At 72.3% G+C, this 22702-nt stretch carries 18 protein-coding genes and 1 tRNA gene; 13 read left to right on the top strand and 6 right to left on the bottom strand.

Annotated features, from left to right (window positions below):
* Positions 1–361 precede the first annotated feature (361 nt).
* Positions 362–1669, top strand: a complete 1308-nt coding sequence (locus ACT4N7_RS05380; RefSeq protein ID WP_444827460.1) for a M28 family metallopeptidase — start codon at positions 362–364, stop codon at positions 1667–1669.
* A gap of 58 nt (positions 1670–1727) precedes the next feature.
* Here the strand turns inward: ACT4N7_RS05380 and ACT4N7_RS05385 are convergent, their stop codons facing one another.
* A complete protein-coding gene (locus ACT4N7_RS05385; protein WP_444827461.1) occupies positions 1728–2894 on the bottom strand; it encodes a glycoside hydrolase family 3 N-terminal domain-containing protein in 1167 nt (388 codons plus the stop codon).
* Between the two features lie 190 nt (positions 2895–3084).
* On the opposite strand from ACT4N7_RS05385, the gene ACT4N7_RS05390 reads away from it, so the two are divergent.
* Positions 3085–4071: a LysR substrate-binding domain-containing protein gene (locus ACT4N7_RS05390; RefSeq protein ID WP_444827462.1), complete on the top strand. Its 987-nt coding sequence runs from the start codon at positions 3085–3087 to the stop codon at positions 4069–4071.
* 6 nt (positions 4072–4077) lie between these two features.
* Here ACT4N7_RS05390 and ACT4N7_RS05395 read toward each other — a convergent pair whose 3' ends face one another.
* Positions 4078–5277, bottom strand: a complete 1200-nt coding sequence (locus ACT4N7_RS05395; protein WP_444827463.1) for a diguanylate cyclase — start codon at positions 5275–5277, stop codon at positions 4078–4080.
* A gap of 901 nt (positions 5278–6178) precedes the next feature.
* Positions 6179–7066 (bottom strand): SDR family NAD(P)-dependent oxidoreductase, encoded by an 888-nt coding sequence (locus tag ACT4N7_RS05400; protein WP_444827464.1) that lies wholly within the window; start codon positions 7064–7066, stop codon positions 6179–6181.
* Positions 7067–7366: 300 nt separating this feature from the next.
* Here ACT4N7_RS05400 and ACT4N7_RS05405 point away from each other — a divergent pair, with 300 nt between their 5' ends.
* Positions 7367–8593: an MFS transporter gene (locus ACT4N7_RS05405; protein WP_444827465.1), complete on the top strand. Its 1227-nt coding sequence runs from the start codon at positions 7367–7369 to the stop codon at positions 8591–8593.
* A 10-nt stretch (positions 8594–8603) separates the two neighbouring features.
* On the opposite strand, the gene ACT4N7_RS05410 is transcribed toward ACT4N7_RS05405, so the two are convergent.
* Positions 8604–12080: a tetratricopeptide repeat protein gene (locus tag ACT4N7_RS05410; protein WP_444827466.1), complete on the bottom strand. Its 3477-nt coding sequence runs from the start codon at positions 12078–12080 to the stop codon at positions 8604–8606.
* 286 nt (positions 12081–12366) lie between these two features.
* Between ACT4N7_RS05410 and ACT4N7_RS05415 the strand changes: the two genes are divergently transcribed.
* The 3 genes from ACT4N7_RS05415 to ACT4N7_RS05425 all read left to right on the top strand — a co-directional run bounded on the left by ACT4N7_RS05415 (position 12367) and on the right by ACT4N7_RS05425 (position 16924).
* Positions 12367–14550 (top strand): phospholipase A2, encoded by a 2184-nt coding sequence (locus tag ACT4N7_RS05415; protein ID WP_444827467.1) that lies wholly within the window; start codon positions 12367–12369, stop codon positions 14548–14550.
* Positions 14551–14695: 145 nt separating this feature from the next.
* Entirely contained in the window at positions 14696–16330 is a 1635-nt protein-coding gene (locus tag ACT4N7_RS05420) for an LCP family protein (protein ID WP_444827468.1), read from the top strand.
* Between the two features lie 114 nt (positions 16331–16444).
* The gene (locus ACT4N7_RS05425; protein ID WP_444827469.1) at positions 16445–16924 is read left to right on the top strand and encodes a helix-turn-helix domain-containing protein; all 480 of its coding nucleotides are present in this window, start codon (positions 16445–16447) and stop codon (positions 16922–16924) included.
* A gap of 37 nt (positions 16925–16961) precedes the next feature.
* Here the strand turns inward: ACT4N7_RS05425 and ACT4N7_RS05430 are convergent, their stop codons facing one another.
* Positions 16962–18461: a flavin-containing monooxygenase gene (locus ACT4N7_RS05430; protein WP_444827470.1), complete on the bottom strand. Its 1500-nt coding sequence runs from the start codon at positions 18459–18461 to the stop codon at positions 16962–16964.
* 116 nt (positions 18462–18577) lie between these two features.
* On the opposite strand from ACT4N7_RS05430, the gene ACT4N7_RS05435 reads away from it, so the two are divergent.
* On the top strand, positions 18578–19168 hold the full coding sequence (locus ACT4N7_RS05435; RefSeq protein WP_444827524.1) for a TetR/AcrR family transcriptional regulator: 591 nt from the start codon (positions 18578–18580) through the stop codon (positions 19166–19168).
* 89 nt (positions 19169–19257) lie between these two features.
* A complete protein-coding gene (locus ACT4N7_RS05440; RefSeq protein ID WP_444827471.1) occupies positions 19258–19593 on the top strand; it encodes a hypothetical protein in 336 nt (111 codons plus the stop codon).
* On the opposite strand, the gene ACT4N7_RS05445 is transcribed toward ACT4N7_RS05440, so the two are convergent.
* The gene (locus ACT4N7_RS05445; RefSeq protein WP_444827472.1) at positions 19590–19811 is read right to left on the bottom strand and encodes a DUF3618 domain-containing protein; all 222 of its coding nucleotides are present in this window, start codon (positions 19809–19811) and stop codon (positions 19590–19592) included. The genes ACT4N7_RS05440 and ACT4N7_RS05445 overlap by 4 nt on opposite strands.
* A gap of 110 nt (positions 19812–19921) precedes the next feature.
* On the opposite strand from ACT4N7_RS05445, the gene ACT4N7_RS05450 reads away from it, so the two are divergent.
* The 5 genes from ACT4N7_RS05450 to ACT4N7_RS05470 all read left to right on the top strand — a co-directional run bounded on the left by ACT4N7_RS05450 (position 19922) and on the right by ACT4N7_RS05470 (position 22665).
* Positions 19922–19998: transfer RNA gene (locus ACT4N7_RS05450), tRNA-Leu, on the top strand.
* A 66-nt stretch (positions 19999–20064) separates the two neighbouring features.
* Positions 20065–20721, top strand: a complete 657-nt coding sequence (locus ACT4N7_RS05455) for a GyrI-like domain-containing protein (RefSeq protein WP_444827473.1) — start codon at positions 20065–20067, stop codon at positions 20719–20721.
* Positions 20722–20800: 79 nt separating this feature from the next.
* Positions 20801–21280: an SsrA-binding protein SmpB gene (gene smpB, locus ACT4N7_RS05460; RefSeq protein ID WP_444827474.1), complete on the top strand. Its 480-nt coding sequence runs from the start codon at positions 20801–20803 to the stop codon at positions 21278–21280.
* A 57-nt stretch (positions 21281–21337) separates the two neighbouring features.
* Complete coding sequence (locus ACT4N7_RS05465; RefSeq protein ID WP_444827475.1) at positions 21338–22456, top strand: exo-alpha-sialidase; 1119 nt, start codon at positions 21338–21340, stop codon at positions 22454–22456.
* Positions 22457–22482: 26 nt separating this feature from the next.
* Positions 22483–22665, top strand: a complete 183-nt coding sequence (locus tag ACT4N7_RS05470) for a hypothetical protein (RefSeq protein ID WP_444827476.1) — start codon at positions 22483–22485, stop codon at positions 22663–22665.
* The last annotated feature ends 37 nt before the right edge of the window (positions 22666–22702 follow it).

Consider the following 22702-nt stretch of genomic DNA (forward strand, 5'->3'; position numbering starts at 1 on the left):
CGGGATCAACCGGCTCAAACGCAACCGTGCCGTCGCCACCAGGTACGACAAACTCGCCGTCCGCTACGAGGCCACGGTCCACATCGCCACGATCAACGAGTGGCTACGACTTTGAGACACGGCCTAGTCCGAAGTGGACAAACGCGACGCAGGTGTCGACCAGGTGACCGGCTGGACCGCGCGCTGCTGAACGGTACCCCGTCCCGCGCGGAGCGGCCCAGGTCGCCGACGACGGTTCGCGCGCATCGTCGTGGCTCGTATGCGTATCTGGCAATAAAGGCAATAACCAGGGCTTTTGAGTGCACAAGAGGTGCGAAATGATCCACATGGTTGTCCCCTAACCCTGCTGGAGGCAGCAACCATGTCCAGAAGATCCACGATCCTGCCGCTCGCGGCGGGCTTGGCCCTGACGGGTGCCCTGCTCGTCGTCCCTCTGGCGAACGCGGCCCCGACCGCGGTGGCGCCGGACATCCCGGTCGCCAATGTGCAGGCGCACCTGAACCAACTGCAGACGATCGCGACCAACAACGGCGGCAACCGCGCGCACGGTCGGGCCGGGTTCCTGGCGTCGATCAACTACGTCAAGGGGAAGCTCGACACCGCGGGTTGGGTGACCTCGGTCAAGACGTTCACCTACAACGGCGCCACCGGCTACAACCTGATCGCCGACTACCCCGGCGGTGACCCGAACAGTGTGCTCATGGCAGGAGCGCACCTCGACAGCGTCACCGCGGGCCCCGGCATCAACGACAACGGCACCGGCTCGGCCGGACTGCTGGAGGTCGCGCTCACCGTGTCGAGCCAGAATCTCCAGCCCACCAAGCACTTGCGCTGCGGCTGGTGGGGCGCGGAGGAGTTGGGCCTGGTCGGTTCGACGAACTACGTCAACAGCCTGCCCACCGCGGAGAAGGCGAAGATCAAGGGATACCTGAACTTCGACATGATCGGCTCGCCCAACCCGGGCTACTTCGTCTACGACGCCGACGGCCAGCCCGCTGGTTCGCTGGAACTGCAGCGCGCGCTGGAGGAGCACTTCGTGACGATCGGGGTGCCGACCGAGGAGACCTCGGTCGGCGGACGCTCCGACCACGCCGCGTTCGCCCGGGCGGGCATCCCGATCGGCGGGCTGTTCACCGGCGCCGAGGTCGGCAAGTCCAGCGCCCAGGCGCAGAAGTGGGGCGGCACCGCGGGAACCGCGTTCGACGCCTGCTACCACCGCTCCTGCGACCGCACGACCAACGTCAACGTGACGGCGCTCGACCGCAACACCGACGCCATCGCGGTCACCATCTGGAAGCTGTCGGGCACCGGCGGCATCCCGCCCGGCCCGCGGTTCGAGAACCAGACCGACATCGCGATTCCCGATCTGGCCACCGTGGACAGTCCGATCACCGTGTCCGGCGTCAGCGGCAACGCGCCCGCCGGGCTGCAGGTGGCCGTCGACATCCGGCACACCTACCGCGGCGACCTGCAGATCGACCTGGTCGCGCCGGACGGCAGCCTCTACCGGTTGAAGAACTCCTCCGGCAGCGACTCCGCCGACAACGTCTCGGCGACCTACACCGTGAACGCCTCGTCCGAGGCCGCGAACGGCACGTGGAAGCTGCGCGTGCGCGACGTGGCCAGCCAGGACACGGGCACGATCAACAGCTGGAGCCTCCAGTTCTAGCCTGATCGCCGCCTGCGGCGCGGGCCACCCCGGACGGGGGGTGGCCCGCGTTGCGGCCTCAGCAGGCGGATTTGGCTGCCAACACCCGCTCCAGCGCGTCGGTGACCCGGCGCTCGGTCAACTCGCCGGTGCGCAGCGCCAGTTCGAGCCGGTCCAGCACCTCGGGCAGCCGCTCCCCCGACGCCCAGAACGGCACGTCGACGCCCGCGCGCAGCGCGAGCAGCACCGCCTCGGGCAGGTCGTAGCGGTCGGACACCGCGCGCATGCCACCGAGGTCGTCGGTCACGGTGAGGCCGTCGAAGCGGAGTTCCTCGCGCAGCAGGCGGTACGCGCCCGCGTGCAGGGACGCGGGCAGCCCGTCGGTCAGACCGGGCACGTCGAGATGCCCGAACATCACCGCGACCGGCCCCGCGCGCGGGAGGTCGCGGTAGGGCCGGAGGTCGAGTTCGCGCAGGTCGGCGATGCCGGGGGTGCGGACCGCCGCCTTGTGCGAGTCGCCGGTAGCGCGGCCGTGGCCGGGGAAGTGCTTGAGCACCGGCAGCAGTCCACCCTCGCGCAGCCCCGCCGCGAACGCGCCCGCGTACCGGCCCGCGACCTCCGGGTCGGCGCCGAACGACCGATCACCGATGACCCCGTCCCGCTGGTCGGTGAGGTCGACCACGGGCGCGAAGTCGAGGGTGACGCCACGGGCGCGCAGTTGGTTGGCGCGGACCCGGGCGAGGTCGCGCACCTGGTCCTCGGTCAGCGTGGCGGCCATCGTCCGCGCACTCGGCAGATCACCGTCGAGCGCGTCGAGGCGCTGCACGCGCCCACCCTCGTCGTCCACCGCGACCGTGAGCGGCAACCGCGACTCGGCCGTGATCGCGGCAAGTCCGCCGTCGACGAGCAGCGCGGTGGCGGTGCCGCCGAGGAAAATCCCGCCCACCTGCTCAGCCCGCACCACCCGCAGCGCCGCGGCGGGCCCGGAGGGGTCGACACCGACGACGACAAGCTGCGCCAGCCGCTGCCGGGGGGTCAGGGTCAGAATGCGCGCCGCACACGGCCGCGGCGTGAGCGAGGCACCCGCGGCCGGAACGTAGGTCGGCGCCGGGCCACTCGCGCGGGCGACCGCGGTGCCATCGACCCGACTCAGCGGCGCGAGCACGAGCGAGGCCACCGCCGCACCGACCGCGAGCGCGGCGAGGCCGACCCTGGTACGGCGGACCCGGCGCCTCTGTGTGCCCACGCGGCATTGTCACCCGGACCCGCACGCCACACCACCCGTGCTCCCCCTGATGCGACAAAACAACCAGGCCCCCCACCCCAACCCCGTCACGGCACGGCCGGCGTTCGACTTTACTTGGGGGAGAAGGCCCTGAGCTCGCAGACAACCGACAACGCTACGAACTTCCGACCCGGCCCACTAGCTTTGCGGCATGGAGCTGGAGCTGCGCCACTTCAAGATCATCTGCGCCATCGCCGAGGCGGGGAGCATCACCAGGGCGGCAGCCACGCTCGGCCTCGCGCAGCCCGCGCTGACCGCCCAGCTGCACCGGATCGAGCGCGCCCTCGGCGGGCCGCTGTTCGAGCGCGACCGACGCGGCGCCCGGCCGACCCCGTTGGGCGAACTCGTGCTGTCCCGGGCGCGCCTGCTGCTGCCCGCGGTCTCTGGACTGCGCGAGGAGGCCGCCCGGCTCGCCAACAGCGCCGCCCGGCCCGGTGACACACCGACCCGGCTGCGGCTGGGGTCGGCGACCGGGCCGGTGCTCGGCGGCCTCGTCCACCAGCTCACCGCCGCCTACCCGGACCTCCAGGTCACCCCGCACGTGTCCTGGTCGTCCGAAGACTTGGCGGCGATGGTCGCGGAGGGCCGCGTCGACTACACGCTCGTGGGTGTCTGCGGTGACGCGCCACCGCCCGCGCGGCCGGGGCTGACCTGGCGCACGCTCGCCACCGACCCGGTGTTCGTGCTGCTGTCCGACCAGCACCCGTTCGCCGACAGCGACGCGGTCGAGTTGGCCGATCTCGCGGACGTGCACTGGGGCGCGACGCCGGGGGACGGGTGTTTCGCCGACTGCTTCGCCGCCGCCTGCGCCCGGGCCGGGTTCACCCCGCGCACCCTCTACGAGACCGACGTGGTGAGCTGCATCGACCTGGTGGAGTCCGGTGACGCGGTGGTGCTGTGCCAGCCGATGTTCCGGCGGATGCCGGGCATCGTCGCGGTGCCGATCGCGGGCAATCCGCTGCGGTGGCGCAACCTGGTCGGGTGGCACCCGGAGAGCCCGACGGCTGCCTTCTCCGACCAGTTGATCAAGCTCGCGAGCGCCGCGTACCTGGACATCATCGCGCGCAGCCCGCGGTACACGGCGTTCCTGGAGCGGTTCCCGACCTTCGGCGTGGAGCGGTACGAGCAGGCGGTGTAGCGGGCGTCAGGCCCCGGCCGGGTCGAACATGCGGACCCGGTTGCGACCCGCGTTCTTCGCCTCGTAGACCGCGGCGTCGGCCGAGCGGAGCAGGGTCTCCAACTCGGCGGTGCCACCCGGACCGGCGGCCACGCCGATCGAGGTGGTGCGGTCGGCGATGAGCACCGGCTGGCCGCGCTTGTCGGTGGCCGCGACGTGCATCTCGGCGACACCCTGGCGGACGCGCTCGGCGACCAGCGTGGCCTGCTCGGCGTCGGTGTCGGGCAGCAGTAGCACGAACTCCTCGCCGCCGAAGCGGCCGACGATGTCACCCTCGCGCGTGGTCTCGCGCAGGACACTGCCCACGGCCCGTAGCACCGCGTCGCCCGCCGGGTGACCCCAGGTGTCGTTCACCTGCTTGAAGTAGTCCAGGTCGAGGACGGCGACGGCGAACGTCGAGTTCCTACGGCGGGCGCGGACGATCTCGCGGGACGCCTGCTCGTGCCAGCCGCGACTGTTGAGGAGCTGGGTCTTGTGGTCGGTACGGGCGTCGCCGCGCAGGTTCTCGATCTGCAGGGCGCCCCAGTCGAGCGCGCACAGCAGCGGCACCAGGAACAGCGGCGCCAGCCAGGTCTGCAGCAGCGCGATGACCGCCACCGCGCCAAGGCACATCGTCATCGCGGCCATGCCGTTGTCGCGGCGGCTGCCGACCGCCATGGCCCAGGTCGGCTGCGGGGTGGACAGCGTGATGACTCCAGCCACGACGACCGCGCTGACCAGGAAGTACACCGTGCCGGCGGCGACCAGGACCAGCGCTTCCCGCACGCCGAACGCCCGGTCGAAATCGATCCCGGAGAGCCTGATGACGGCGAGTGACGCGAGACCGGCCAGCAGGATGCCCGCCGTGCTGAAGGTGTATCGGTACAGCGGACGCCGCGCGACCGGGTAGAGCTGCACCCGCAGCAGCAGCATCGACGCCACGGCCAGCCACGCGGGCAGCAGCACCATCGCGGGCAGCGTCCAGACCACGGTGGTGTCCATGTGCGGGCCGGGACCACCGTCGCGGCGCGTCTCCTCCGTGCGGCGCGAAAGCCACAGGTGCACCGCCCCCGCGACAACGAGCAGACCGACGCGGCGCCAGTCGGCCGGGACGGCGGCCGAGTCGGTGATCACCGCGGCCACCATGGCGAGCAGGGCGACGACCTCGACCCCGAGTACATAGCGCAACGCCCGGCTGGGAAGGGTCCAAAGTCCCCAACCGCGCACTGAAAGCACCAAATTGGATGAAGGGTGTTCCCTGCGCAGCGAGTCCGTCACACTTAGCCGTGACCGGAGCCATCCCATGTCCCGACGATGAGGGTCCCCGCCGTCCGCCGCGCCCTGCCCGGAGTCCGGGCGAGCGTCGGCGCGACCGGCGAGCCCCGCGTCGGCGGTCGCGCGCGCAGGAGGTGTGTCGCATGCCGAGCTGACGATCAGCGCGACCGGATCGACCGAGGAAGCGTTCGCGACGCGACTGGGGACCTCGACAGCCACACCGTCCGCCACGAGTTCAGGAGCGTCACATGCGCAATCGCGAATGGTGAACCCGCCACCACCGTCGCCCCCGCCGATCCCTTCGACCACAGGAGACTCCGATGAGCAACCGCGAGTGGTGAGCGCGGCGCACGAACCCTCCGGCAGGCCGCGGCCCAGATCCAGAGGTGCTTTCCGTGCGTCCCCGCGCTCGGTGAAACCCAACTCTGCTTCCCCCTCCCCTCTCCGCTCGCCGATGCCATCGGGTGCCGGGCCGAAGCCTCCACACCCGACAAGTTTCCGGGTCAACGACCCTTCCTCCGTAACATCGTCGGTGCCGGCAGCCGCGTATCACGTATCCACACGACGGCTCGCCGCCCACCGACTCCACGTTACGGCTTGCGCCGACAGTAGTGACCCCACTACGCCAAGCAGCGCCCGAATGGAGCACAGCGCCACCGAACCGACGACGTCGGAGGATCTGTTCTCCTGGACGCGTTCGCGCCGACTCCATGACGCCGCAACCCCGCGACCAGGCCGGACGACGCCCCGAGCCGCCGAGCCTGGGCGCAGCGTGATCGTCTGAATCGACCCGACGCAACGTGATCGGGCTCACTCAGGCGGACCGCGCCGGACCCAGCCACTTCCGCAATCGCGAGGGAAGACGCTTCTCCAGGCCGAAAGGTTCCAGGTGAGCGCCGAAAACCTCGACGAAGGCCCGCTCCACGCTGTCGACGTCCCACGACTCGCGCCGCAGGATAGGCGCCTTGAAGTACGGCTGGCCCACGATGTGCAGCTCGGAGCCCGTGCACCGGACGAGCTGCCCGGTGATCCCCGCGGCCCGGTCGCTCACCAGGAACCGCACCAGCGGCGCCACCCGGTCCGGGGTGTGCTCCGGCGGCGTGTGCCTGCTGGCCCGCGCCGAGCCCGACACCATCCGGGTGTACGCCTTGGGGCAGATCGCGTTCACCCGGATGCCCGAGTCCTCCAGGTCGAGGGCCCACGAGTAGGTCAGCGAGGCCACCGCCCCCTTGCTCGCCGCGTACACCCCGATGGTCCGCTGGCCGAGCGCCGCGCCCGAGGACACGTTCACGATCGAGCCCCGGCCGGCCGCGCGCATGTGCCGGATCGCGGCCAGGCCGGTGTAGACGACGCCGAGCACGTTGACCTCGACCACCGCGCGGGCCCGCACCGGGTCGTCCTCCCAGGGCATGGCCTCGTAGGTGAGGCCCGCGTTGTTCACCAGGCCGTCGATGGCGCCGAACTCGGCGACACACCGTTCGACGATCGCCGCCGCCTGCTCCGGGTCGGCCACGGTGTGCGGGTCGGCCACCGCGCAGCCGCCCGCCGTGCGGATCTCGGCGGCCACCGCGTCGGCCGCCGCCGCGTCGACGTCGTTGACCACCACCGCCGCGCCCGCCCCGGCGAGATCGGCCGCGAACGCCGCCCCGAGTCCCCGTCCGGCGCCCGTCACCACGATCGCCCTGCCGTCCACTGCACTCACTCTGTCTTTCCCTCCCCGTTGGACCGCCACCGACTGCGGCCAGTGTTGGGCAACAGCCCACCGTCGCGGACCCGTCCTCTTCGAGCGGTCGGTAGCTGCGCCGAGCGCTGTGGGCCGTTCAGCCCGGGGATACGCGGCGACCGATCGCACCCGGTGCGCCGGGCGGCGGCATCGTCGCGTCGTGCGGGGTGACCAGGCTCGACCGATGCCGATCGGCGCACGTCCTGCCGGTACTCTGAGCAACACCGTGATGACCGAGCGGCAGCGAGGAGGTGACCGTTGGGCCATCAGACGCCACGCATGTCCGCGGTCCTCGCCAACCGCGAGTTCCGCGCGCTGTGGTACGCCGAGGCCGCCTCGGTCGCGGGCGACCAGCTCACTCGCGTCGCGCTGGCGATCCTGGTCTACGACCGCACCGGCTCGGCGTTCTGGGCCGCGGGCATCTACGCGCTCACCTTCCTGCCCGCGCTCGCGGGCGGGCTGGGCCTGTCGCATCTGGCGGACCGCTACCGGCGGCGCACGGTGATGGTCGTGTGCTCGGCGCTGCAGGCGGTGCTGGTCGGCGTGATGGCCATCCCCCACTTGCCGCTGCCGGTGCTGTTCCTGCTGGTCATCGGGGTTCCGCTGGTGCAGTCGCCCGCGGTGGCCGCGCAGAACGCCACCACCCGCGAGGTCTTCACCGACGACGCGCTCTACCTGCGCAGCCAGGACCTGCGCGGCATCACCACCAACACCATGATGCTGCTCGGCCTCGGCGGCGGCGGCCTGCTGGTCGGCGCGATCGGCACGTCGTGGGCGCTGGCCATCGACGCGGCGACGTTCGTCCTGGCGACCGTGGCGGTGGCCCGCAGCGTGCGCAACCGCCCGCCCGCGGGCAGCAAGGACGCCGGCTGGCTCGACGGCGCCAAGTGGGTGTTCCGCGACCGCAAGCTGCGGGTGCTGCTGACGCTGTCCTGGCTTGTCGGGCTCGCGGTGATCCCCGAGGGGCTGGCCGCGCCGCTGGCCCAGGAGATCGGCGCCCCGGCGCATGGGGTGGGGCTGCTGCTCGCGGCCGACCCGTTCGGGTTCATCGTGGGCACCTTCCTGATCTCGCACTTCGTGCCGGTGCGGCTGCGGGCGCGGCTCATCGGCGTGTTGGCCACCGCGTCGCTGGCGGTGCTGATCCTGTTCGTGCTCAAGCCGACGCTGGTGTTCGCGCTGGTGCTGCTGGCGCTGTCGGGCGCGGTGGGCGCCTACCAGATCACCGTCATGGGCGTGTTCAACACGATCGTCCCGAACGAGATCCGCGGCGGTGCCTTCGGCGCCGCGCGCACCGGCCTGCGGGTCGCGCAGGGCCTCGGCGTGGCCGCGGGCGGCGCGGTGGCCGAGCTCATCGGGTCGTCGGCGAACACCATCGCGCTGGCCGGGGTGCTCGGCGTGCTTATCGCGGTCCCGGTCAGCGTCGCCTGGTCCCGCCTGGGCCGGACCGACCCGACCCCGGCGACGCCGGTCGACTCGCCCACTCCCGCACGCACCCAGAGCGCCTAGTGCGGTACATCTAGCCCGCGAACGCCGCCAGCAGCGCCCGCACGTGGGCTTCCTCCGGCACGGCCAGGTCGTCGAACACCGCCAGCGCCGCCCGCCAGTCGGCGACCGCGCCCGGCATGTCGCCCGATCCCTGCCGGACCAGGGCCCGCACGTGCAGCACCCGCGCCCGCGCCAGCCGCTGACCGGACTGGCCGGTGACCGCGAGGCCCCGCTCGGCGTGGTCGCCGGCGCCTTCCGGGTCGCCCGCGTCGAGGTAGGCGTGGGCCAGTTCGGTGAGCACGCGGCCCTCCAGCAACCGCATCCCGGTGTCGCGCATCAGGGCGAGGGCGCGCAGGCCGTGCTCGATGGCGGCGGCCGGGTCGCCGACGCGGCGGTGCAGCGCGCACAGCCCGGTGAGCACGGACGCCTCGCCGAAGCCGAAGCGGATCTCGCGGGCCAGGCCGAGCGCGCGGGTGTAGTGCTCGGCCGCCGATGACCACTCGCCCGTGCGCTGCTGGATGCCTGCGAGGATGTCCAGGCCGCTGACCTCGTGCCTGCGCTCGCCGAGCTGTCTGCCCAGCTCGACGGCCTGGCGCACCTGTGCGGCGGCCTCGGCGAAGGTGCCGAGGTCGAGTCCGGTCTCGGCCAGGCAGATGAGCATGCTCACCTCGCCGTGCCGGAAGCCGTAGCGACGGCAGACGGCCAGCGCGTCGCGGTAGCAGTCGGCGGCGCGGCGCAGGTCGCCACGAGCCCAGTGGGCCAGGCCGAGGCCCTGCGCGGCGGCGGCCTGCACCTGCCGGTGGCCGATGCGGGTACTCAGCTCCAGGGCAGCGGTGTGCCGCATGACCGCGGTCTCCGGCCTGCCCAGCGACAGCGCGGCGACACCGATGTAGTTCAGCGCGGCCGCCTCGCCGCGCCGGTTGCCGATGGCCCGGTTGATGACCAGCGCCTCCTCGTAGAACGAGGACGCCTGCGCGGGCTGGCCGAGCTGCGAGTGCGCCCGGCCGAGGTTGTGCAGGGCGGCGGCCTCGACAACGCGGTTGCCGGTGCCGCGGCTGAGTTCGAGCGCCCAGCGGTGGTGCTCCACGGCGGCGCCGTAGTCGCTCAGGTTGCAGTGGATCACCCCGAGCAGGTCGTGCACGGAGGCTTCCGCGTCGACGTCGCCCGCGCCGCGGGCCGCGGCCAGCGCGGCGGTGCAGACCGCGATCCCGTCGGCGCCGTGGCCGCGGTTGCCGAAGTAGCCGCGCAGGGCCTCGGCGAAGCGCCACGCGAAGCCGGGCAGCCCCAGACTCGGCGCGGCCAGCGCGGCGGCCACCAGGTTCGCGCGCTCGTCGTCCAGCCAGGTGATGGCGGCCTGCTCGGCACCGGGGTCGGCGTCGGGCGCCGGGCCGACCTGCCACAGCAGGGCACTGTGGGCGCGGACGGCGCCCAGGTAGTGGTCGAACAGCCGCACCACCGCGTCGGTGCGCTCGTCGCGCGCGCCGTCGCGGCCCGCGCGGCTGGAGGCGTACTCGCGCAGCAGGTCGTGGATGGTGAAGCGGCCGGGCGTGTGCTCGCGGATCAGGTTGCCGTGGTCGAGCGCGCGCAGCAGCCGCGCGGCCTCCTCGACCGGCGCGCCGATCAGCGCGGCGGCCGCGGCCCGATCGATGTCGGCGCCGGGGACCACGCCGAGCAGCCGGAACAGCCTGCGGCCCGCGGGTCCCAGCTTGTCGTAGGACAGGTCGAACGCGGCGCGCACGGCACCGGACTCGTCGCCCGCGACGGCCAGCCCGGCGATCCGGCCGCGGTCGCGCAGTTCGCGGGTGTAGTCGGCGACGCTGATCAGCGGCCGGATGGCCAGGTTGGCCCCCGCGATGCGCAGCGCCAGCGGCAGGTGGGCGCAGGTGTCGGCCATCTCGGCGACCGCCTGGGCCTCGCGCCGGGTGCGCCCGACGCCGACCAGCCTGCCGAGCAGGTCGACCGACTCGGCCGGGTCGAGCATGTCGAGCGGAAGCTGGTGGGCGCCGTCGCGCGCGGTCAGCCCGGTGAGCCGGTCGCGGCTGGTGACCAGCACGAAGCAGCCCGGCGACCCGGGCAGCAGCGGGCGGACCTCCTCGGCGGTGGCCGCGTTGTCGAGCAGCACGAACACGCGCTTGTCGGTGAGCATGGTGCGGTAGAGCCCGGCGGCCTCGTCGGCGTCGGCGGGCACCCGCTCGGGTGAGACGCCCAGCGCGTGCAGTAGCCGCACCAGCACCTCGTGCGTGGTCGGTGGCCTGCTCGCGGCGTAGCCCCGGAGGTTGACGCTGAGCTGGCCGTCGGGGAACCGGTCGCGCACCCGGTGCGCCCAGCGCACGGCGAGCGCTGTCTTGCCCACGCCCGCGCTGCCGGACACCGCGACGACCACGGCGCCCGCGTGCCCGTCGACCTCGGCGAGCAGCTCGTCGAGCCGGGCCAGCGGGGCGGCGCGGCCGACGAAGCCCGGCGTCTCGGCCGGGAGCTGCGCGGGCGGCCGGTACGGCGCCGGGTCGGTCGCGGGGGCGGCCGGGCGGTCGCGCAGCACCCGCAGGTGGGCGGCGCGGATCTCCTGGCCGGGCTCGACGCCCAGCTCCTCGTCCAGCCGCGCGCGGATGTCGGCGAACACCGCCAGCGCGGCGGCCTGCTCCCCGGTGCCCGCGAGGCCCAGCATCAGCCGGGCGTGCAGGCCCTCGTGCAGCGGCTCGTCGTGCGCCAGCGGGCGCGTACGGGACACCACCCGCTCGTGCCCGCCGAGGCCGAGCGCGATGTCGGCGTGCGACAGGGCCGCGTCGCGCCTGCGGGCGGCCAGCGCGACCGCGGCCGGGTGCTGGCGCAGCCGGGACGACAGGTCGGCCAGGACCGGGCCGCGCCAGCACGCCAGCGCCTGCTCCAGCAGGTCGGCCGCGGTGGCCGGGTCGTCGGCGCGCAGGGCGTGCGCGCGGGCGGTGAGGTCGTCGAAGCGCAGCAGGTCGACCTGGTCGGGGCGGACGACGAGCTGGTAGCCGCCGGGCACGGAGGTGATCACCCCGGAGTGCCGTCTGCTCGCCGACAGCAGCGCCCGGCGCAACCGGGACGCGTAGGTGTGCACCAGGCCGAGGCAGCTCGCGGGCGGCCGGTCGCCCCAGAGCACGTCCACGATCTCCTCGCGGCGCACCGGCCCGTTGGCGCGCAGGGTGAGCAGGGCGAGCAGGGACCGCTGCTTGAGCGCGCCGACCTCGACCTCGCGGTCGCCGTGCGCGACGGTGAACGGACCGAGCACGCCGACCCGGAGCTGCGGTACGCGCGCCGGGATCGCGACGGCGCGGTGCACGAGGTCGTCCGGCGACACCCCGACCGCGGCGGCGAGTTTGCGCACCGAGTCGGGCCGGGGCCTGCCGACGGTGCCGCGCTCGATGTAGCGCAGGGCGCGCACGCTGATGCCGGAACGGTCGGCCAGCTGCTGCTGGGTGAGCCGGGCCCGCAGCCGCTGCGTGCGGAGGATCTCGCCGAAGGTTTCCGGCAGTTCCTCGCCCATCGTCGCCCCTTCGTGCGGCCCGGGACTTGCCGCATTACCGGTATCCAATTGCCGGTGACCCCATCGTAGTCCATCCAGTCGAACCATTCGCCCTGGTGGGAGACGTTACCCGGCGACCGTGCGGGGCTGCGCGCGAGTACAGGTCGGTTGCCAGGACCGGTCCGTAGCGTCTGCGGTGGGGGGTGGTGTGGCGCGGCGCCCTGGGGGTGCGCCGTGCCACGTCTGCCGGTCGGCACCGGTAACCTGCCCAGGTGGGGGACACACAACGGGTGATCGCCGTCCGGTCATGACCGAGCGCGCGCGGCAGGACGCGGACCCGGCCGACGGGCGGGCCCGCACTCGGCTGCGCGGCAGGCTCGGCTGGCTGCTGCTGGTCGTGCTGGCCGCCGCGGGCTACGGTGTCGTCGCCTCGCGCTCCCCCGCCCCACCCGAACACCAGCCGACCGGCGACGTCGCGCGCGCCGCGCAGGCCATCGAGGCGCTGCTGGCGCCGACTTCCGGCCGCGACCCGATCGCCGCCCTGCCCGCCGACTTCACCCACGTCACCGGCGTGGTCCCGGACCGCTTGCCCGCCCCGGACGGCACCACCCGCGCGGTGCACGTCGACGGCGGCTGCTCGACGCCGTGGGGCGACGACGACACCCGGTGGGACTACTCGGTCGGCTGCAAGGCGCACGACCTCGGCTACGACCTGCTGCGCTACGCCTCGGCCAAGGGCGAGCCGCTGGGCGCCGAGCCGCGGCGCAGGCTCGACGAGCAGCTCTCCCGCGACATGCACGCCCAGTGCGAGCTGAACCCGCGGGGATCGCCGGGCACCTGCCGCACGGTCGCGTCGCTGTACTCGGCGGGTCTGGTGGCCAACTCGTGGCACCAGCGCTGGGGGCCGCCGCGCTCGGAGCCCATCGCGACCTGGACGGTGGCGCTGTTGGTGGTCGTCGTGCTGCTGGCCGTGCGGGTGCCCGCGTTCGCCCGGCGGCGCACAGGCGTCCCCCGCGGGACCGCGGACCTGAGCGAAGCCGAGGGCGACCGCGCGGGCTACCTCGGCTTCCTGCGCCTGGTGAGCCTTACCGGCATCGTGGTAGCCGAGTCGGTGCTGGCCTTCGCGCCGCTGCTGTCCGTGCCCGTGGCAGCGCTCTGGCCGCTGACCTGGGCGCTACAGCTCGTGCCCTTGTTCTTCTTCGCGGGCGGACACTCGAACCTGCTGGCCTGGCGGGCGGCGCGGGAGGCGGGCACCGGCTACGGCGGCTACCTGGCAGGCCGGGTGTGCTGGCTGATCCGGCCGGTGCTGGCGTTCGTGACCGCGTGGCTGGTGGTGCCGCTCTCGCTCGACCTGCTCGACGCGCCGGACGCGGCGGTGGCCGCCGTCGGCAGGCTCGTGGTGCAGCCGCTGTGGCTGCTCGGGCTCTACCTGCTCGTCGTCGGCGCGACACCGGTCCTGCACTGGCTGCACGAGCGCGCGCCCGTGGCCGCGCCGGTCGCGCAGACGCTGACGGTGGTCGCCCTCGGCCTGTTCGGCTCGGGCACGGTCGCGGCGCACGCGGGCGGCATCGCGGCCGCGCTGCTGTTCGGCCAGCTCGCGTTCCTCTACGCCGACGGCACCCTGTGGCGGGCGCGGCCCCGGGTGCTCGTCGCGGCGGCCGTGGGCGCGTCGGCCTGCCTGACGGTGCTGACCACGGTCGGCGGCCAGCCCAAGCTGCTGATCGCCGAGCCCGCCGGGACCGCGAGCTTCGTGCCATCGGCGCTCGGGGTGCTGCTGATCGGCATCGCCCAGGTCTGCCTGGTGGCCCTGCCCCGGTCGGCCGGGGTACGGGCGGTCGCGCGGAGCACCCCGGCCCGGGCGGTGCGGTTCGTCCGGGCCGCGCCGATGACGGTCTACCTGGTGTACCTGTGCGGGATGCTCGTGCTGGCCGGGCTCGTCGGGGCGGCCGGGCTGCCGATCACCGCCGTGAGCTGGCTGGCGCGGCCGAGCAACGTGCTCGCCCTTGCCCTGCTCGGCGTGCCGACGGCGTTGGCGTTCCTGCTGTTCGAGTGGCGCACGTCCGCCGACCCGGGCGCCGGGCGCGCCGACGACGGGCGGGGCACCCGGTGGGACGTGCTCGCCGCCGCGCTGGGGACCGGCTACGTCGCCGTCGGCGTCCTCGGGTTCGCCGTCACCGGCTTCACCCGTGAGCCGCCGATGCTGCTCGGGCTCCCGCTGGACCCGATGGCGAGCCTGATCCACCTGCTGCTGGGCTGGTACCTGCTGCACTCGGTGCGGGTCGGGACGGCGTCGACGCCGGGGCCGTGGCTGCTCGCGGCGGTCGCCTGCGTGCCGCCGATGATCACGACGGTCAGTGGGGCGGGGATCACAGTGCACGGGCTCACCATCGCCGTCGCCGGTGTCGCCGCGGCCGCCTGCGCCCGCCAGGCGCCGTGGCTGCTCCGCAGGTCAGGGGCACCGCGGCCGGTCGCGGAGAGCGCGGGGGGCTGACCGGAAGGGGACTACCGTGGCGAGCGCCTTCCGACGGTATGTCACGCTAAGGACAACCTTTGGGCACCCGTTGACGTCTCAGTGTTCGTGGGGACTGGTGGGCCGCACGTGCACGTTCATGCGCAGGCGACAGGGAGGAGCAGGCGTGGAGTACCGGCCGCCGAGGTCAGAGAGCCGAGCGGGCGAACGCAGGCCCGCTCCGGCGCGCAGCTCGGCCGGAACCGCCCGCCCCGCTCCCGGCCGGGTCTCCGCGTCCGCGCGCACCGAGCGCATCGCCGACCGGGCCACCCCGTCGCCGCGGCGCCCGGCCGCCGCGCGCCGCGTCCCGCCGCCGCCCCCGCGCCGCGGCGGCGGGCTGATCGGCAGCAAGATCCTGGTCACCGTGATCTCGGCGCTGGTGCTGGCGACGACCGGGTACTACTGGCAGGTCGCCAACGGCTTCACCGACGACCTGACCACCGCGGACGTCATCACCGGCAGCGGCGAGCGGCCCGCGGACGGCGCGGTCGACATCCTCATGGTCGGCATGGACAGCCGCACCGACGCGCAGGGCAACTCGCTGTCCAAGGAGCAGCTCGCGATGCTCAACGCGGGCAAGGACGAAGGCGAGATCAACACCGACACCCTGATCATGATCCGCATCCCGAACGACGGCGGTAAGGCGGTCGGCGTCTCGCTGCCCCGCGACTCCTATGTGGACATCCCGGGCTACGGCAAACACAAGATCAACTCAGCGTACGGCCGGGCCAAGCTCACCGCCCGCGAGCGGCTGCAGAAGGAAGGCGTCACCGACCGGGCGCAGCTTGAGGTCCGGTCCAACCAGGACGGCGCGAAGAACCTCATCGGCACCGTGGAGAAGCTCACCGGCGCCAAGATCGACCACTACGCCGAGGTGAACCTGCTCGGCTTCTACGACATCACCAACGCCATCGGCGGCATCGACGTCTGCCTGAACAAGGCGGTCAGGGACTCGTTCTCCGGGGCGAACTTCCCCGCGGGCCCGCAGAACCTGCAGGGCGCCGCCGCGCTGGCGTTCGTGCGGCAGCGGCACGGGCTGGCAGGCGGCGACATCGACCGCATCGTGCGCCAGCAGGTGTTCATGAGCGGGATGGCGCAGAAGATCTTCTCCAGGGACCTGCTGGTCCCGGGGTCGAGCACGATCGGCCAACTCCAGGAGGCGATCAAGAAGTCCGTCGTGCTCGACAAGGACTGGAACATCATGCAGTTCGCCCAGCAGATGATGGGTTTCACCGGCGGCAACGTGAGCTTCCAGACCATCCCGATCGGCACCATCGACCTCGACACCCCGAACGACGGCAAGGCCGTGCAGGTCGACCCGGCCGCCGTGCGCACGTTCGTGCAGGGCCTGCTCGGCGGCACCCCGCCCAGCAACGGCGCCCCCGGCTCCGACGCGGCCCCCGCCGCGAAGCCCACGGTGACCGTGCTCAACGCCTCCGGCCGCACGGGCCTGGCAGCCGAGGTCGCCGACACCCTCGCGGGCCAGGGCTTCAAGACCGGCGAGACCGGCAACGCCACGTCCCGACAGAAGACGGTCGTGCGCTACGCCAAGGGCGACCAGGCGGGCGCCGACTCGGTGGCCCAGGCCCTCGGCGGCGACATCACCGTCGAGGCGGACGCCAACCTGACCCGCGGCAAGGTCACGGTCCTGCTCGGCAAGGACTTCACCCCGTCCGGCCAGCGACTCTCGGGCGACCCCCTGCTGTCGCTCAACGCCCCCGCCGCGGCCCGCCAGGCCGCCACACCGGCCTGCGTCAACTAGCAATCCGATCACCCATTCAGCCCAACTTGCGCGCAGTCGCGTAAGGGCGCGGCCATTCGCGACTTTCTCTCGTGTCAGCTCCTGGCGTGCCAGGGCGATGAGGGAGGGCGAGCGGTGCGGATCGATGTCGAGAACTACCAGCGGGTGCTGGGCGATGAGCTGCGTCGCCTGCGCAAGCAGCGCGGCTGGACGCGTCGGGAGCTGAACGGCAGGCTGCAGAGCGACATCTCCCTGCAGACCCTGGCCACCTACGAGCTGGGTACCCGGCAGTGCTCCGTGGTGCGGTTCGTGGAGATCTGTCTTGCCCTCGACGAACTGCCGCACGAGCTGATCGCGCGCGTGCACGACCGCGTGTTCACCGACCGCCCGGTCGGCGGCGTCCGGGTCGACCTGCGCAGCGTCGCCCGCGACCGGCGCCCCGACATGGCACCCCTGCGCCGCTGGGCGGCCGGGCGGCTCGCCGAGCACCAGGGAGCGGGACCGGCCGAGGTACGGCTCGACATCGCCGCGCTGGAACGGATGGCCGAGCTGTGCGGGCTGGAGACCGTCGACCTGATCGGCAGGCTGCGCGCGGGCCGCCCCACGGAGGACTGACCAGGCCCGCCACGAGGGGCGGCGGGCCTGGTCAGCGCTAGTTGTCGGAGAGCTGCGGCTCGCGGGCGCGGGAGATCAGCTCGAAGTCGGCCGCGTCGACCTTGCGGGTCCGCAGCCAGTAGCGCCAGGTGAAGCCCGGCCAGATGGTCCGGTTGACGCCCTGGGAGTCCAGGTACCAGCTCGTGCAGCCGCCCTGGGTCCATACGCCGTCGGCGAGCTTGCGCTGGATCTCGGTGTTGAACCGCTGCTGCGCGGTGCGCCGCACGTCGATGGCGTCGGCGTCGTGCTTGTCGACCAGGCGCAGCGCGTCGGCGACGTAGCGGATCTGCGACTCGATCATGAAGACCACGGAGTTGTGGCCGAGGCCGGTGTTCGGGCCGAGCAGGAAGAACAGGTTGGGGAAGCCCGCGACGTTGATCCCCATGTGGGTGTTGATGCCGTTCTCGCGCCACTCCTTGGCCAGGTCGAGCCCGTCGCGGCCGGTGATGTCGAGGTAGTCGAACGAGTCGGTGACGTGGAAGCCGGTGCCGTAGATGATCGCGTCGACCTCGTGCTCGCGGCCGTCGTTGCCCACGATGCTGTGCGCGCGCACCTCGGCGACGCCGTCGGTGTCGAGGTGGACGTTGTCCCGGTTGAACGTCGGGTAGTAGTCGTTGGACACCAGCACGCGCTTGCAGCCCATGACGTAGTCGGGCGTGAGCTTTGCGGCCAGCGCCCGGTCCCGCACAGACTTGGTGATGTTCTTCGCCGCGAGCTTGGAGGCGAACTTGAGGATGCCCGGGCGCCCGTTGAAGCCGATCGCGCGCACCTCGTTGATCCAGTACAGCAGATGCCGGTAGCCGCGCTGGGCGCCGGGGACCTTGGCGAACAGCGACCGCGCCCACGGCGCCATGGCGTGGTCGGGCTTGGGCAGGATCCACGGCGGCGTCCGCTGGAACAGCGTCAACTCGGCGACCTCCGGCGCGATCCGGGGCACGAACTGGACCGCGCTGGCCCCCGTGCCGATCACCGCGACGCGCTTGCCGGTGAGGTCGTAGTCGTGGTCCCACCGGGCGGAGTGGAACGTGGCGCCCTGGAACTTCTCGATGCCGGGAAGCCGCGGGATCGACGGGATGTGCAGCGCGCCGATACCCGCGACCAGGTACCGCGCGACGTAGGTGTCGCCGGTGCCGGTGGCGACGTGCCAGCGGTTCTCCTCCTCGTCCCATGCCGCGCCGGTGACCTCCACGCCGAAGCGGGTGTAGCGGGCCAGGCCCCACTTGGCCGCGACCCCGCGCAGGTAGTCCCAGATCTCCGCCTGCGGGGCGTAGGACCGGGTCCAGTCGGACTTCTGCTCGAAGGAGAACGAGTACATGTGCGACTGGATGTCGCAGGCGCAGCCGGGGTAGGTGTTGTCGCGCCAGGTGCCGCCGAAGTCGGCGGCCTTCTCCAGCACGACGAAGTCCTCGCGGCCCTCTTTGCGCAGTTGGATTGCCATACCCATGCCGGAGAACCCGGTACCGACGACCACCACACCGGTGTGGATGAGCTTGCCCATCTGCCCGTTCCTCCTGCTCGTTGGTGTGCCCCGGTTTACCTTACCGGGAGTAGGTTACTTGCGGTAGAGTCAATCTCGTGACCACAACCGAGGGCAAGGTCGTGCGCAGGCGACGGATGCCGCGGGCCGAGCGCGAGCGGCAGATGCTGGCCGTCGCCGAGGAGATCTTCGCCGAGCGGGGCTACCTGGCCGCTGGGATGGACGAGATCGCCGAGCGGTGCGGGGTCTCCAAGCCGATGATCTACGAGTACTTCGGCTCCAAGGAGGGCCTGCTCGTCGCCTGCATCCGGCAGGCGCGGGCCGAGTTGGCGAAGGTGGCCACCGAAGCCGTCGTGGGCGCCCGCTCCGCCGAGGAGGCGCTGCGCCGCGGCCTGGTCGCGTTCTTCGAGTTCACCGACTCGCGGCGGCGCTCGTGGGCGCTGATGCTGCGCAACGAGATCGCAGTGGCGGGCCGGGAGGCCGCCGCCGAGATCGAGGCGGGCCGCCAGGAACAGGTGGAGATCGACATCGCGCTGTTCACCACCTTCATGCCCGACGCGTCGCGGCGCGATCTGGAGGCGGCCGCGCAGATCGTCGTCGGCGCCTGCGAGCGGCTCTCGCTCTGGTACGTCAACCAGGACGACGACCCGGTCACCGCAGAGCAGGCAGCCGACTACCTGATGACGACGCTGTGGCACGGCCTCGGCAAGATCCTCGACGTCGGGTAGGTCGGTTTCCGCTGCACGGACGCGCCCGATGTCGTCCAATGGGATCAGCCACGGCACCACACGTGGTAGCCAACGGAGGGACGCGAGCGATGTTCGAGCCGATCCTGGCCAACTACACACCCGACGGCGACGACTGGACCGTCGCGGTGACCTGCCGCGACAAGACGATGACCGCGACCGCGCCGGGCCTGATCGCGGCCCGCGACCGCGCCGACCAACTCGTCGAACAACTCGCGCCCGGCGAGCGGAACCGCACCGTCGTCCACACCCTCGACGGCGACGCGGTGGGGTTCACCGCGGCCTACATGACCGCCCGACTGGCCAGGCCCGAGCGTGAACCGATAGCCGCGGCCGCCGAAGCCGCCGCGGACAAGGACGCAGTCGGCCCCGCCCGCGGCGCTGACCTAGCCGGACCCAGCGCCTAGCGGAAGATCCCGCGGATCACCAGCAGCCCCACCAGCACACCGACGCCGATGAGCGCGTACTTGACCTTGGGCTCGTCGAGCTTCGAGCGCGCGCTCGACTTGGCGTTGTCCACCATCCGCTTGGGGCTGGCCTTCGTGCCGAGCTGATCCAACGTCGCCGCCAGCGCGTCGCGCGCCTGGTCGATCTCACGCTGGATGGTGTCGGGGTCGCGGGCCACGTGTCCTCCTAGGAAGCAAGCCGTCGGCGGCACAACGGTAGATCACCGGCCTGCGAGCGCGCGCGCCGGCCACGCAGATAGGCTCCACACAGCCCGGCGAGACGGGTCAGGGGGCCGTAGCCCAATTGGCAGAGGCACACGGTTTAGGTCCGTGCCAGTGAGAGTTCGAGTCTCTCCGGCCCCACCACCCCAGCCTGACCTGGGTGTATACCCGCGATCGGATACTGGCGAGAACGGCACGGATGGCAAACGGATGGCAGTGGACAAGTACGACATCAAGAAGGCCCACAAAGGGCTCTACGCCACGTCGTCGAAAGAGTTCACCGTCGTCGACGTGCCCGAGTTCCGGTACATCGCGGTCGATGGCCGAGGTGATCCGAACACCGCACCGGCGTATGCGAACGCGCTCGAAGCCCTCTATGGGGTGGCGTACGCGCTGAAGTTCGCCAGCAAGAGAACCCTCAGCCGGGACTTCGTGGTCGGCCCGTTGGAAGGGCTGTGGCGGGCGGACGACCCAGCCGCGTTCGTCGCGCGGCGCAAGGAGACCTGGGAGTGGACCATGATGATCAGCCAGCCTGCCTGGATCACCGAAGATATGGTCCAGGCCGCCGTCGACAGCGCCTCGAAGAAGAAGGACCTCCCCGCACTCGGCGACCTCCGGCTGCTCACCCTCACCGAAGGGACCTGTGTTCAGATCCTGCACATCGGCTCCTACGACGACGAGACTCCCACCCTGGATCGCCTCCACAACGACTATCTCCCCGAGAACGGCCTCACCTTCAACGGTGACCATCACGAGGTCTACCTCAGCGACGCACGTCGAACAGCACCCGCCAAGCTCAAGACGATCCTGAGACAACCCGTCACATCAGTGCCTCAACTCACGGCGACGGTCAGCGGCGCGACCTGACGGCACCGGACCTACCCGCTGCGCCAGGTACCCGAGGTGACCGGCTCACCGCCTGCCCCGCGCACCGTAAGGTCGGCGCATGGCGCAGGAGCGGGGCCGCAAGACGATCGCGACGAACCGGCGCGCCCGCCACGACTACAGCGTGCTCGACACCGTCGAGGCCGGTCTGGTGCTCGTCGGCACGGAGGTGAAGAGCCTGCGGCTGGGCCGGGTGTCGCTGGTGGACGCGTTCGCCACGATCGATGCGGGCGAGGTGTGGCTGCGCGGGCTGCACATCGCGGAGTACGCGCTGGGCACCTGGACCAACCACCCCCCGCTGCGGGTGCGCAAGCTGCTGCTGCACCGCCGCGAGATCGACAAGGTGGAGGCCCGCGTCCGGGAGAGCGGGCTGTCGCTGGTGCCGCTGTCGATGTACTTCGTCGACGGGCGGGTGAAGGTCGAACTCGGGCTGGTGCGCGGCAAGAAGACCTGGGACAAGCGCAACGACCTGGCGACCCGCGACGCCCAGCGCGAGGTGGAGCGCGCGTTCGCCCGGCACGCCAAGGGACAGCGCAAGTAGCCACGAACGGGTGGCCGGGGTTGCGCGCCGACCGGCGTCCGCCCTAGGCAGGAGTACATGGCGAGACTCCTCGTGGCGCTGCTGCTGATCCTGCTCATCACCCCGCCCGCGGCGGCCGCGCCGGGCCGCACGCTGCTCGACGACGTCGGCAGCAGCTATCCGCGGGTGATCCGGCTGGCCGACGGCACAGTGTTGGCCACTATCGGCAGCCGCATAGGCGGCGACAGCGTCGGCCTGGTCTACCGCAGCACCGACAGCGGCCGGACGTTCCGCAGGCTCGCGGTGATCGCCGACCCGGCGGGCGTCGCGGGCGCGGGGATGTGCTGCGGCACGCTGTTCGAGCTACCCCGCCGGGTCGGCGCCCTGCCCGCGGGCACGCTGCTGTGGGCCACCACCGCGGGCTTCGACACCCCCTCCGACGCGCGCCGGGTGCGGCAGCGGCTCTGGCGCAGCGACGACAAGGGCGCCACCTGGGCGTACCTGTCCGACATCGCGGTGTCGCCGAACGAGTACACCGCCTGGGAGCCCGAACTGTCGGTCGCCGCGGACGGCTCGCTGGTGGCGTTCTACTCCGACGAGTCCGACAAGGCCGCGCACGACCAGAAGCTCGTCCAGGTCCGCTCCCGCGACGGCCGCACCTGGAGTGCCCCTACCGAGACCGTGACCAGCGCCGACCGGCTGGTCCGACCCGGCATGATCGGCGTGCGGCGGCTGCCCGACGGCACGTACTTCATGGTCTACGAGGTGTGCAACAACGACCTGCTGCGGCTGTGCGGCATCTACTTCCGCACCTCGGTCGACGGCTGGAACTACGGCGACCCCACCGACCTCGGCACCCAGGTCCGCACCACCGCGGGCCGCTACCCCCGGCACACGCCGACCGTGACCGTGACGCCGCAGGGGACGTTGCTGCTGGTCAGCGAGATGCTGGTGGAGCCGGACGGCAGCCTGGCCGCGGGCAACGGGCGGACCATCCTGGTCAACGAGGCCAAGGGGGCGGGGCGGTGGCGCGAGATCCCGGCGCCGGTCGTGGTGGCGGGGGTGAACAACGAGGGCTGCCGCAACTTCAGCCCGTCGCTGCTGGCGACCGCCGACGGGGTGCTGGAGCTGGCGACCGACCTCGACGGCGGCGTCTGCAAGACCTACTACGCCACCGGACCCGTCCCGCGCACCTGATCGGCGGACATGACACGATCGGGGACATGCGTGCGCCGCGACCCCTCGCCGCGCTCCTGCGGCTGGTGGACCGGTTCGAGGAGCGCGGAGTCTACGTGCCCGGCGAGGACAACCAGGCCATCTCGCCGTGGCGCGACTTCGGCTGGCTGATCGCCGCCTGGCTGGTCACCGTCGGCCTGTTCGTCCTGTTCGTCGCGCTTGCCTCCTGAGCACCGCGGTCGCAGTGGTCCCGGTCACCGCCAGTGC

Origin of the sequence: Actinokineospora sp. (genome assembly GCF_052390155.1) — a bacterium.
Taxonomy (GTDB): domain Bacteria; phylum Actinomycetota; class Actinomycetes; order Mycobacteriales; family Pseudonocardiaceae; genus Actinokineospora.

Excerpts from the sequence above, each read along its gene's own strand:
- ACT4N7_RS05380 (WP_444827460.1), top strand. The coding sequence starts at position 362 with ATGTCCAGAAGATCCACGATCCTGCCGCTCGCGGCGGGCTTGGCCCTG.
- ACT4N7_RS05390 (WP_444827462.1), top strand. The coding sequence starts at position 3,085 with ATGGAGCTGGAGCTGCGCCACTTCAAGATCATCTGCGCCATCGCCGAG.
- ACT4N7_RS05405 (WP_444827465.1), top strand. The coding sequence starts at position 7,367 with ATGTCCGCGGTCCTCGCCAACCGCGAGTTCCGCGCGCTGTGGTACGCC.
- ACT4N7_RS05410 (WP_444827466.1), bottom strand. The coding sequence starts at position 12,080 with ATGGGCGAGGAACTGCCGGAAACCTTCGGCGAGATCCTCCGCACGCAG.
- ACT4N7_RS05415 (WP_444827467.1), top strand. The coding sequence starts at position 12,367 with ATGACCGAGCGCGCGCGGCAGGACGCGGACCCGGCCGACGGGCGGGCC.
- ACT4N7_RS05430 (WP_444827470.1), bottom strand. The coding sequence starts at position 18,461 with ATGGGCAAGCTCATCCACACCGGTGTGGTGGTCGTCGGTACCGGGTTC.
- ACT4N7_RS05435 (WP_444827524.1), top strand. The coding sequence starts at position 18,578 with ATGCCGCGGGCCGAGCGCGAGCGGCAGATGCTGGCCGTCGCCGAGGAG.
- ACT4N7_RS05440 (WP_444827471.1), top strand. The coding sequence starts at position 19,258 with ATGTTCGAGCCGATCCTGGCCAACTACACACCCGACGGCGACGACTGG.
- ACT4N7_RS05455 (WP_444827473.1), top strand. The coding sequence starts at position 20,065 with ATGGCAGTGGACAAGTACGACATCAAGAAGGCCCACAAAGGGCTCTAC.
- smpB (WP_444827474.1), top strand. The coding sequence starts at position 20,801 with ATGGCGCAGGAGCGGGGCCGCAAGACGATCGCGACGAACCGGCGCGCC.
- ACT4N7_RS05465 (WP_444827475.1), top strand. The coding sequence starts at position 21,338 with ATGGCGAGACTCCTCGTGGCGCTGCTGCTGATCCTGCTCATCACCCCG.
- ACT4N7_RS05470 (WP_444827476.1), top strand. The coding sequence starts at position 22,483 with ATGCGTGCGCCGCGACCCCTCGCCGCGCTCCTGCGGCTGGTGGACCGG.